Source organism: Parabacteroides distasonis, assembly GCF_004793765.1.
Lineage (GTDB): Bacteria > Bacteroidota > Bacteroidia > Bacteroidales > Tannerellaceae > Parabacteroides > Parabacteroides distasonis_A.
On the sequence record NZ_SRYM01000029.1, the window covers coordinates 39,310 to 49,588 of the forward strand.

The following is a 10,279-nucleotide window of genomic DNA, read 5'->3' on the forward strand; positions in this document are numbered from 1 at the left end:
AAGACAAATGTCACTCCCACTCGATGGTTGCAGGCGGCTTCGAGCTGATGTCGTACACGACTCTATTTACGCCTTTCACCTTATTGATAATCTCGTTGGAAACTTTGGCGAGGAACTCGTACGGAAGCTGCGCCCAATCGGCGGTCATAGCGTCCGTGGAAGTTACCGCACGTAAAGCTACCGTATTCTCATAGGTACGCTCATCGCCCATTACACCTACGGATTGAATCGGAAGTAAGATTACCCCAGCTTGCCAAATCTTATCGTAAAGTCCCCACTCACGCATCAATGACATATAGATATCGTCAGCGTCTTGCAGGATACGTACCTTTTCCGGCGTGATATCACCCAAGATACGGATACCCAATCCCGGTCCCGGGAACGGATGGCGCTTGATCAAATGCGGTTGCATACCCAACTCCATACCGACACGGCGAACCTCATCCTTGAAAAGAAGACGAAGCGGCTCGACGAGTTTCAAGTTCATCGTATCCGGAAGTCCGCCCACATTATGATGGCTCTTGATAACCGTACCTGTGATAGAAAGCGACTCGATCACATCCGGATAAATCGTACCTTGCCCCAGCCACTTGATATCTTTCAGCTTATGCGCCTCCTCATCGAAGACATCGATAAATCCTTTGCCGATGATCTTACGTTTCTTCTCCGGTTCCGTAACGCCCGCTAGTTCTTTATAGAACTTATCTTTCGCGTTTACGCCGATCACGTTCAATCCTAAATGCTCATAATCCCTCATTACGTTCTCGAACTCATTCTTGCGCAGCAAACCATGATCCACGAAAATGCAAGTCAAGTTCTTACCGATCGCCTTATTCAGCAATACGGCCGTAACAGATGAATCCACACCGCCGGAAAGAGCCAAGATCACCTTGTCATCTCCCAATTGCTCCTTCAACTCAGCTACGGTAGATTCGATAAAGGAAGCCGGTGTCCAATCCTTGGCGCATCCGCAAATATTCAAGAAGTTATCCAGCAACTTCGTACCGTCTGTCGAATGGAATACTTCCGGATGAAACTGAACGCCCCACGTTTGCTCACCTTCCACATGGTAAGCGGCAGCCTTCACGTCGTCCGTGCTGGCGATCACCTTGAAATTATCCGGCAATACGGTAATCGTATCTCCATGAGACATCCATATCTGCGAACCCACATGGATCCCTTTCAGTAATTCATCCTCACCATCAATGTGCGACAAATTAGCACGTCCATACTCACGTGAATTAGCTGGTTCCACATTACCTCCGGATGTATAAGCTAGAAACTGCGCTCCATAACAAATACCTAAGACGGGATACTTCCCCCGTATCTCGGTCAAATCAGCCTTAAAGGCATTCTCGTCGTATACGGAATAAGGACTTCCGGAAAGGATCACACCTTTCACGTCGGTAGCGTCATGCGGGAATTTGTTATAAGGAACGATCTCACAATACATATTCAACTCTCTGACCCTACGGCCGATAAGCTGGGTTGTTTGCGAGCCGAAATCAAGAATAATAAGTTTCTCGTGCATGCAATTATGATTATTTAATTGAGTGGCGCAAAGGTAGTAATAAATTCGGGAAGCATAAACACACTGGGCAAATATTCTTCCTTATCACGATACTTTTAAAAGATCTTCCCTTGTCCTATTACGCCTTTCCTCCTGAGACATTCATTATCCACCATCCGTTGCATGATCGTCCACCAACTGTTGCATGATCATGCAACGGATGGTGGACGATCATGCAACAGCCATTAGAAGATGAATTCCTCAAGAGGAAAACCACAAATCCCCCTAAGGATCCGGCCAAGGGAAGCCATGAAAACAGCGAACCGCCCGACAACCCGGCGAGAGTTACGGACGGACAAAACAAAAAAAGCCTCGGAGCGTTCATTACAAACAACTTCGAGGCTTTCCTCCGAGGTTCCTGGCGGATTCGAACCGCCGTACATGGTTTTGCAGACCACTGACTAAGCCACTCATCCAAGGAACCGAATCAATCAAAAATAAAAGTAATTTTCAATTCTCAATACTGAATTTTCAATTACCAAGAGGTTCCTGGCGGATTCGAACCGCCGTACACGGTTTTGCAGACCGCTGACTAAGCCACTCATCCAAGGAACCATAATTTCAACACAAAACAACTGCTTTCGTTTTGCGAGTGCAAAGAAAGAGAATAATATTGGAATTACCAAACTTTTCCTTTCTTTTTTATTTTTCCCTCCGAATATTATAGAAGTAGAGAAAATGAGCTTACCTTTGCCTATCAAATAGATAAATAACGAAAAAATGACTTATACAGAAACTGTAATACCGGGCGTATGGATCATTGAGCCAAAGGTATTGAAAGATGCGCGCGGATACTTTATGGAAGCTTTTAAGCAAGCGGAATTCGAGGAGCATATCGGAAAAATCCAGTTCGTGCAAGACAACGAATCTTGCTCCTCTAAAGGCGTACTACGAGGATTACACTATCAGCTAGCGCCCTATTCTCAATCTAAATTAGTCAGGGTGATCAAAGGACGGGTATTGGATGTAGCCGTAGACGTACGTGAAGGCTCGCCCACATTCGGCAAATATGTAGCTGTAGAGTTATCGGACGAGAATAAACGCCAGTTATTTATTCCACAGGGATTCGCCCACGGATTCCATGTATTAAGTGACGAGGCTATCTTTACCTATAAAGTAGATAATCCATATGCTCCGACGCATGAACGGGGAATCCGCTATGACGATCCCACGGTCCATGTAGATTGGGGCATCACGGATCCGGAATCGATCAACCTATCCGAGAAAGACACCAAAGCTCCATCGCTGAAAGACGCTGAGCTTAATTTCAAATACTAAACACTGTACAGATATGAAAACTTACCTAGTTACCGGCGCCGCCGGTTTTATCGGTGCCAATTTCATCAAACACATGCTGGCGAAATATGACGATATCAAGATCGTTGTCCTAGACTTGCTGACTTACGCAGGTAATTTAGGCACCATCGCCGAGGATATCGATGGAGTACGTTGCGAGTTCGTGAAAGGCGATATTTGCGACCGTGCCTTGGCCGACCAGCTATTCGAGAAATACAACTTCGATTATGTCGTGAACTTCGCCGCTGAAAGTCATGTGGACCGAAGCATCGAAAATCCCCAGCTATTCCTGCAAACCAACATCCTTGGTACACAAAACCTATTGGACGCCGCACGAAAAGCATGGGTTACCGGTAAGGCCGAGACAGGTTATCCGGTATGGCGTGAAGGTGTACGTTTCCATCAAGTCTCTACCGATGAGGTCTATGGAAGCCTTGGTGCCGAAGGGTATTTCCACGAGACCACGCCTTTAGATCCCCGTAGCCCGTACAGCGCCTCCAAGACAAGCGCAGACTTATTCGTAAAGGCTTACCACGAGACGTATAAGATGCCGGTATCTATTACCCGTTGTTCCAACAACTACGGACCTTACCATTTCCCGGAAAAATTGATTCCCTTAATCATAAAGAACATATTGGAAGGTAAATCCCTACCTGTATATGGTGACGGCACAAACGTACGCGACTGGTTATATGTAGAGGATCATTGCAAGGCGATCGACGCCGTAATCCACCACGGGCGTGTGGGAGAGGTTTACAACGTAGGCGGTCATAACGAGAAGCAGAACATCGAGATCGTGAAACTCACGATCCGGACGATCCATCAACTAATGACCGAACAACCGGAATATCGCCAAGTATTAAAGAAAAAAGAGATCGGTGCCGATGGAGAAATCTCTATCGACTGGATCAACGACAACTTGATTACATTCGTGAAAGACCGTCTGGGCCATGACCAACGATACGCCATCGACCCGACGAAGATTACCAACGAATTAGGCTGGACACCGGAGACCTGCTTCGAGGTCGGTATCGTAAAAACCATCCGTTGGTATCTTGAGAACCAAAAATGGGTAGAAGATATCACCGGTGGAGATTACATGAAATATTACGAGCAAATGTATGGATCACGTTGATTCCTCAACGTGACCATGTGTATGTGGATGAATCTCAGAGAGGCTGTTTCCTAATTCGGGAGCGGCCTCTCTTATTTGTTTCCGGATCGTCTCGCGTATCTCCTCACGCACATTCCTGCGGGTACTATCCAGTTCCGCTTGCTTGGCAGGTTTCAAGAAATCTTTATATTTACATTTCACGATCTTGAACTTGAAATCATCCAGATTCCCTTTTATATCGATACCCAGCTTAAACGGCACCGGCGATTTTAAAACCGAGAGATGGTAATCGAACGTCATATCCAAATTATGCGTTCCTCCTACGGCTACTTTATACCGGTCCATCTCCACCAAGAATGGGAATACCTCGATCTTGTTATCATGGATCGCTAAATCTACCGCTATACTATCAATCATATTCCGTTTTTTATTCTTGAACATCAGCGTCTTCGATATCTCGGTAAATGTCTCACCATCCAGCAACACCATATTCTTTCCGCTCAGGTAGCAAGAGGCATTTACAGACGGCAGCAACACGGACATCGTAGAATCCGCCTTGCAAGTCGCCGTCATCTGGCAATCTACCATGCCTTCGAACGAACGAAGCATAGGTACCAATGTATCGATATCCGGGAATAAACTGATTAACCGTTCCACTAAAATATCATTTAAGGACAACTCAAATCCCATAGTCGCCTCTTGATCTGTTTTGGTCGTATAAACCATCGTCAGATCTCCGGAGCCGATATTCGAGCTCATACATAAATCGCTCAGATTGATACTTTGATCCCGGATTACAACCTCACCTTTCACATCCTCCAACTTCAGATCCTTAAAATCTATTTTTTTAGCATTTGTATGAAGCGTCAGATCCAAGAATTTCGGAACGACAAATAGTTGAGAGATCGAATCCGTAGCGACACTATCCACGGTATTCGCTAATAGATGATCCGTCTCCAGTACGGAGATACTGTCTTCCGAGAAGGCCCCAACCGAATTGGATGCCAATTGATCAGAAAACTGCAAACCTTTACTTATAGCCAGCATCAACTGGTTACAATCGATCAGATCGGATTCCAACTCGAAATTCGCTTTCAGCTTTCCTCCCCGTAGCATGGCTCGCCGGATGTCATTAAGCTCTCCGCTCAAAGTAAGATCGCTTTTTCCTAAATGCAGGCGAGCACCACTCAACGTCATATTGTTCGTATTGAACGTCACGCTTGTCTCATCAATATGCATAGGAATAGGGAATAAGCGGCTAAAGCCCCTCAATTGCTTAAACCTCACTTGTCCCCGAGCCTCCCATTGACGCAAGATGCTGTTTGAGGAAGCCACTGAATCCACTTGCGACCGCTGTCTATTCGCCCTTCGGGTGGTCTGCGTACGCCTATGCAATGTATCACCGGCGGCGATACGGCGCTCACGTTGTTGACGGATCGCTTGTCGATAAGGTAACGCTTCCAGAGAGAACTGGCTTTCTGTCAGAATCATACCCGTCCGTAAAGGGATAAGAATATATTTTAAGGTATCCACCGAGATCGTAGCTCCCGCCATAGGGATCCGCTTATCCGTAGAAGAAGCCTTGATGCCCCCTTTCAACACGGTCTTACCGGCCACCATCCAAGTAGAATCCGGCAACTTAGTACGTAAATGATCAAATTCCAACCCTGCGGTCATAGGAATAACAGCCGTTGTATCAATAACCGGCGTCGTATTGGCTACCATCTTCAATCCACCGATATTCGTACTGATCTCATCCTTATACTTTATATTCAAGGTATCCACCGACAGATTAGCACTCAACAATCCTTTCGCATTCAGATATTTACTTTCATTTTCAGTAGAACCTACGAACAGATTCGCCCCGGCGATATACATATCCACGCCTAACGGCTTACTAAACGCTTTGAAACGATCAACCGTCAAATTACCAAATGACTTGACTTTTCCAAAGCGACTATTCACGATATCATCCACCTTAAACACCGTAGATAAATCAGCCATCATGGTACCCTCCAGCAACAGCGTGTCGGGATTCAAGAACTCTTTAGCCAAACGGGTAAAATCAACCCTCCCTTTCATCTCCGCCCGAATCGCAGGGTTCCTCCAGATATCCCTAACCTCTCCACTCATGGTCAACGAGGTATTCAACCCGATCAATGCCAACTCCTCCAAAGAGACATAGGAAGAATCCGGGTAAGCACCATTCAAATGCAAATCCACGTCCATGCGCAAGGTATCAATCCCCTGCTCTATACCTTTTATATGATAAGAACCATCCTCTATCTTGCAGCACAAATTCACGGTAGGAACGATACTATCTCCTAATTCTCCACGGATATCCCCATCTAAAATAATACGTCCCTCAGCAAGTGTTTTATCCCGATCCTTAAAATATTCATCTGGAATAAAATGTAAGAGATCATTCATGTCGGAAATCTTCAACCCGAAAGTCATATCGATCCGTGACGGATTATCCTCGGTAGCCGGCACCATAAAGCCATCCGCCGTAAAAGGCAGGTTATTCACCAGCAACTCCGCATCCCTCAACCCAATCCGGCGAAGTCCGTCAGCCAACAACAAACGTCCCTTGAAGCGTAACGCTAACTTATTCGCCAAAGAATAAGACGGGCTACGGAATACGATCGAGGAAGAACCGGTCTCCACATCCAATTTATTTCCTCGTTGGGTCAAAAGACCGTCTATATGTAAAAAGAAACCATCGATGGCCGTATATAAATCCTGCTGGCGGTCATTATAGACAAAGTGTCCATTCGTAATATGCACTTGCTGTAAATCTATTTTAGGCAATAGAGACGACGATGATTCGTCTACCGAATCCATCTCACTTTGATAAATCTCCCAATTCGCCTTTCCCTCCTCGTTCACATAACCATAAAAACAGATACTATCCATGATAATCTGAGGAATCGTCACTTTCCCGCTAAACAAATAATCCGTAGGGTTAAATACGACGATCGCTTTTTTGAAAGACAACAAAGAATCCGAAGGAATCATCAAATCCTCCTGATGTTCCATAGAATCCTCAGCCTGATATGAGATCAAACGCCCATTTGTCAACTTCACTCCCAGATAAGGATACGTCTCGAAATAAGTCAACTCCACCCGCTCACATTCCAGGTGCGCCTCTATGAATTCGTTTGTTTTCTCTACGACCAAAGGTGTCAGCTTTTCCGGGGGTAAGACCGCCCATTTCAGTATACCAACCCCGATCAAGGGAAATATGAAAAAGATCCCGACCAACGCAGACACAACAACCAGCAATATCTTTCTTATTCGTACCATACTCATTCCTTCATCTTATCACAAACAACACTAATTAAATTGTATGAGCAAAAATACGAAATACTATCTCAAAGACAACGCTTATCTCATAAAAAAAGGCCTCTCGTAATGAGAGACCTTCTTTTTACATCTTATTTATTTTCCTACAATTTATTTATCCAGAACCTCGTATTTAGAATGCTGGCTCTTGAACTCGGGAACGATCTCCTTCATCCGCTTCACGATCTGCATATCCCCCTCCACGGCACAAGCATGTACCAAGGCATCAATCCGCAGATTGGCGTCAGCATAGTCATACGCACGGACTTGGGCGATCTTGATCTTCGGATGAAAAGTAGGCTTAGAGGTCTCCTCCTCATTGAGTACCTCCTCATACAACTTCTCCCCGTCTCGCAATCCCGTGAATTGGATCTCGATTCCCTTCACGCCGCTCAGGCGGATCATACGCTCAGCCAGATCCACGATCCGTACAGGTTTACCCATATCGAACACGAAGATCTCTCCCCCATTACCCATCGTACCGGCCTCTAGGACTAGCTTACAAGCCTCCGGTATCAGCATGAAGAAACGAATGATATCCTTGTGCGTCACCGTAACAGGACCGCCCCGCTTGATCTGCTCCTTGAATAACGGGATCACGGAACCGTTCGATCCCAGCACATTACCGAAACGAGTCGTCACGAATTGCGTGCGACCGCTCACCTTCCCATCCTTGATGGCTTGATCCAAACTCTGCACGTAGATCTCGCAAATACGTTTCGAACAGCCCATCACGTTCGTGGGATTCACCGCCTTGTCGGTCGATACCATCACGAACTTCCTCGTGCCGTACTTCACCGCCAAGTCTGCGATCACCCGGGTACCGTCCACGTTATTGCGGACACTCTCCTCCGGATTATCCTCCATCATAGGCACATGCTTGTAAGCCGCGGCATGAAACACATAATCCGGACGATGCTCCTCGAACAATTCCTCCATGCGTTCACGTACACAAATATCGCTCACAACCGTATAGGATTCTATATTCGACCACTGACGAGCCATCATCAAGCGGACATCGTGCAAGGGAGTCTCCGCCTGATCTATCAAGACCATACGTTCCGGGGCGAACTGGGCTACCTGCCGCACGATCTCGCTACCGATACTCCCGGCGGCTCCTGTTATCAGAATCCGCTTACCGGTAAGCTGCTTCCTCACAGCCTCCAAGTCTATCTCGATCTTATCACGGGGCAGTAAATCCTCTATATTCACCTCCCTCAGCTGGGTATGGCTCAAGTCGCTCTTCCCGTCCCACTCTTGGGCGGCAGGAGTCATATAGATCTTTATATTCGCCTTGATCAGCCTGTCCACCATCTCCTGATTATTCCGGATCGCCTCAACCTTTAAGGGAGATACCAACAAAACATCGGCTTGCAGCCTTCTCATCACACCAATCAAATCCTCGTTATTTGGATAAACCTTGACTCCCATTAAATACCGATTCCCAATCTCAGCCATGTCCGAGATAAATCCAGCCAGCACAAACCGAGCCGGATCCTGATTCTGGATACTCTTCGCCAAACTCACCCCACCTTGCTTCACGCCATAGATAAACGCACGCTCAGCCTTAGCCACACGAAAAGTACTTACATAAAAATATTTCACGAACACACGCATCATCCACATCAAGCTCATAGCCAACAATGCGGAGAGGATCAGATCCCGTTTACGGATATACACCAAATAAGGAGAAAAGTCCGTCAACGCCTGAAACACGACCACGCAAATCAAGCCAAACAAGACGGCGAATCCCACCTTTTGCAAGTCCACGAAAGAGGAATAACGTATAATCCCCGAATAGGTATGGAATAGGCGAAAGCCTACCAGATAAGGAATCAGGCATACCAACAGCGTGACCAATAGATGTCCTAAGATATCCAAAGTCGACAACACACCATTATTCAAGGTATACACCAATAAGCCGGAAAATAAGATCAAGCAGCAATCCAGCAAGATAATACCCCAATAGGGTAAGGATTTCTTGGAAAAGTACCAGGTAGATAGTCGAGAAAAAGGATCCCTCATATCAATTCTTGTTTATGTAGTTACACGAATAATCTATAGAATAAAAGCTCTTTTGGGCTATTTCGATACAATAGCTCTAAATGTTTGAAATATCAATCTTATATCGAAAGTAAAGGAATGTCTGGCAACATATTCCAGATTAATACGCAATTTATCTGGCATTATTACTTCAACATAATACTTATCTGGATCATTAACCCGTTCAAGAAGTTCATTCTCATTTCGATACCGAATAGAAGCCAAATCAGTAATGCCCGGCCTAACATCCAACACATGCATTTGTTCTTCCGTATACATATCAACATACTTACGAACTTCTGGACGAGGACCAACCAAACTCATATCCCCTTTAAACACATTAATCAATTGAGGAAATTCATCCAATTTGTATTTACGGATATAATAGCCGGACCGAGTAATCCGAGGATCATGTCCACCTACAGTAATAAGTCCTTTCTTATCTGAACCCACACGCATGCTACGGAATTTAAATAGCTGAAAATCCATATTATTACGCCCCACACGAACTTGTTTATAAAAGACTGGACCGATAGAATCACACTTAATCCAAATTGTCAAAATGACAAATAGAGGACTAAGCAAGATAAGCCCTATCCCGCTCGCTACAATATCAAATATACGTTTCAAATCGTTTGGATTATTTTATTGGGAAATAATATCAACAAAATTAGAAATCACATACTCCACATCCTCATCCGTAAGACTGGTGTGTAAAGGTAAAGTAATCTCATTATGGTATTGGTTATAAGCATTCGGATAATCTGCGATATCAAAGCCTAAATTTTTATAGGCTGTCATCATCGGTAAAGGTTTATAATGTACGTTACAAGCGATCCCACGTTCAGCCATCCGTTCTATCACAGCATTTCGATATTCCACATCCTCACCAAGCAAACGTACAAGATACA

At 45.3% G+C, this 10,279-nt stretch carries 7 protein-coding genes and 2 tRNA genes; 2 read left to right on the forward strand and 7 right to left on the reverse strand.

Annotation, left to right across the window (positions count from 1 at the left end; all coding sequences use genetic code 11):
- Nucleotides 1–10: 10 nt before the first annotated feature.
- The 3 genes from guaA to E5342_RS11140 all read right to left on the reverse strand — a co-directional run bounded on the left by guaA (nt 11) and on the right by E5342_RS11140 (nt 2,125).
- Entirely contained in the window at nt 11–1,531 is a 1,521-nt protein-coding gene (gene guaA / locus E5342_RS11125; protein ID WP_135959383.1) for a glutamine-hydrolyzing GMP synthase, read from the reverse strand.
- A gap of 391 nt (nt 1,532–1,922) precedes the next feature.
- Nucleotides 1,923–1,994: transfer RNA gene (locus E5342_RS11135), tRNA-Cys, on the reverse strand.
- 59 nt (nt 1,995–2,053) lie between these two features.
- Nucleotides 2,054–2,125: transfer RNA gene (locus E5342_RS11140), tRNA-Cys, on the reverse strand.
- A 165-nt stretch (nt 2,126–2,290) separates the two neighbouring features.
- Between E5342_RS11140 and rfbC the strand changes: the two genes are divergently transcribed.
- Both rfbC and rfbB read left to right on the forward strand, forming a co-directional pair.
- Entirely contained in the window at nt 2,291–2,848 is a 558-nt protein-coding gene (rfbC, locus tag E5342_RS11145) for a dTDP-4-dehydrorhamnose 3,5-epimerase (RefSeq protein ID WP_057329448.1), read from the forward strand.
- A 13-nt stretch (nt 2,849–2,861) separates the two neighbouring features.
- Complete coding sequence (gene rfbB / locus E5342_RS11150; RefSeq protein ID WP_008780237.1) at nt 2,862–4,001, forward strand: dTDP-glucose 4,6-dehydratase; 1,140 nt, start codon at nt 2,862–2,864, stop codon at nt 3,999–4,001.
- Here the strand turns inward: rfbB and E5342_RS11155 are convergent.
- The 4 genes from E5342_RS11155 to E5342_RS11170 form a co-directional block, all read right to left on the reverse strand.
- The gene (locus E5342_RS11155) at nt 3,993–7,292 is read right to left on the reverse strand and encodes an AsmA-like C-terminal region-containing protein (protein ID WP_135959385.1); all 3,300 of its coding nucleotides are present in this window, start codon (nt 7,290–7,292) and stop codon (nt 3,993–3,995) included. The genes rfbB and E5342_RS11155 overlap by 9 nt on opposite strands.
- Before the next feature lie 144 nt (nt 7,293–7,436).
- Nucleotides 7,437–9,350, reverse strand: a complete 1,914-nt coding sequence (locus E5342_RS11160; protein WP_121736788.1) for a polysaccharide biosynthesis protein — start codon at nt 9,348–9,350, stop codon at nt 7,437–7,439.
- Between the two features lie 57 nt (nt 9,351–9,407).
- Nucleotides 9,408–9,998, reverse strand: coding sequence for a sugar transferase (locus E5342_RS11165; protein ID WP_121736787.1), 591 nt, complete (start codon nt 9,996–9,998; stop codon nt 9,408–9,410).
- A 15-nt stretch (nt 9,999–10,013) separates the two neighbouring features.
- On the reverse strand, nt 10,014–10,279 hold a 266-nt coding region (locus E5342_RS11170), incomplete at its 5' end, for a DegT/DnrJ/EryC1/StrS family aminotransferase (RefSeq protein WP_210434966.1).

Coding starts and splice junctions, on each gene's coding strand:
- guaA (WP_135959383.1), bottom strand. CDS start 1,531: ATGCACGAGAAACTTATTATTCTTGATTTCGGCTCGCAAACAACCCAG.
- rfbC (WP_057329448.1), top strand. CDS start 2,291: ATGACTTATACAGAAACTGTAATACCGGGCGTATGGATCATTGAGCCA.
- rfbB (WP_008780237.1), top strand. CDS start 2,862: ATGAAAACTTACCTAGTTACCGGCGCCGCCGGTTTTATCGGTGCCAAT.
- E5342_RS11155 (WP_135959385.1), bottom strand. CDS start 7,292: ATGAGTATGGTACGAATAAGAAAGATATTGCTGGTTGTTGTGTCTGCG.
- E5342_RS11160 (WP_121736788.1), bottom strand. CDS start 9,350: ATGAGGGATCCTTTTTCTCGACTATCTACCTGGTACTTTTCCAAGAAA.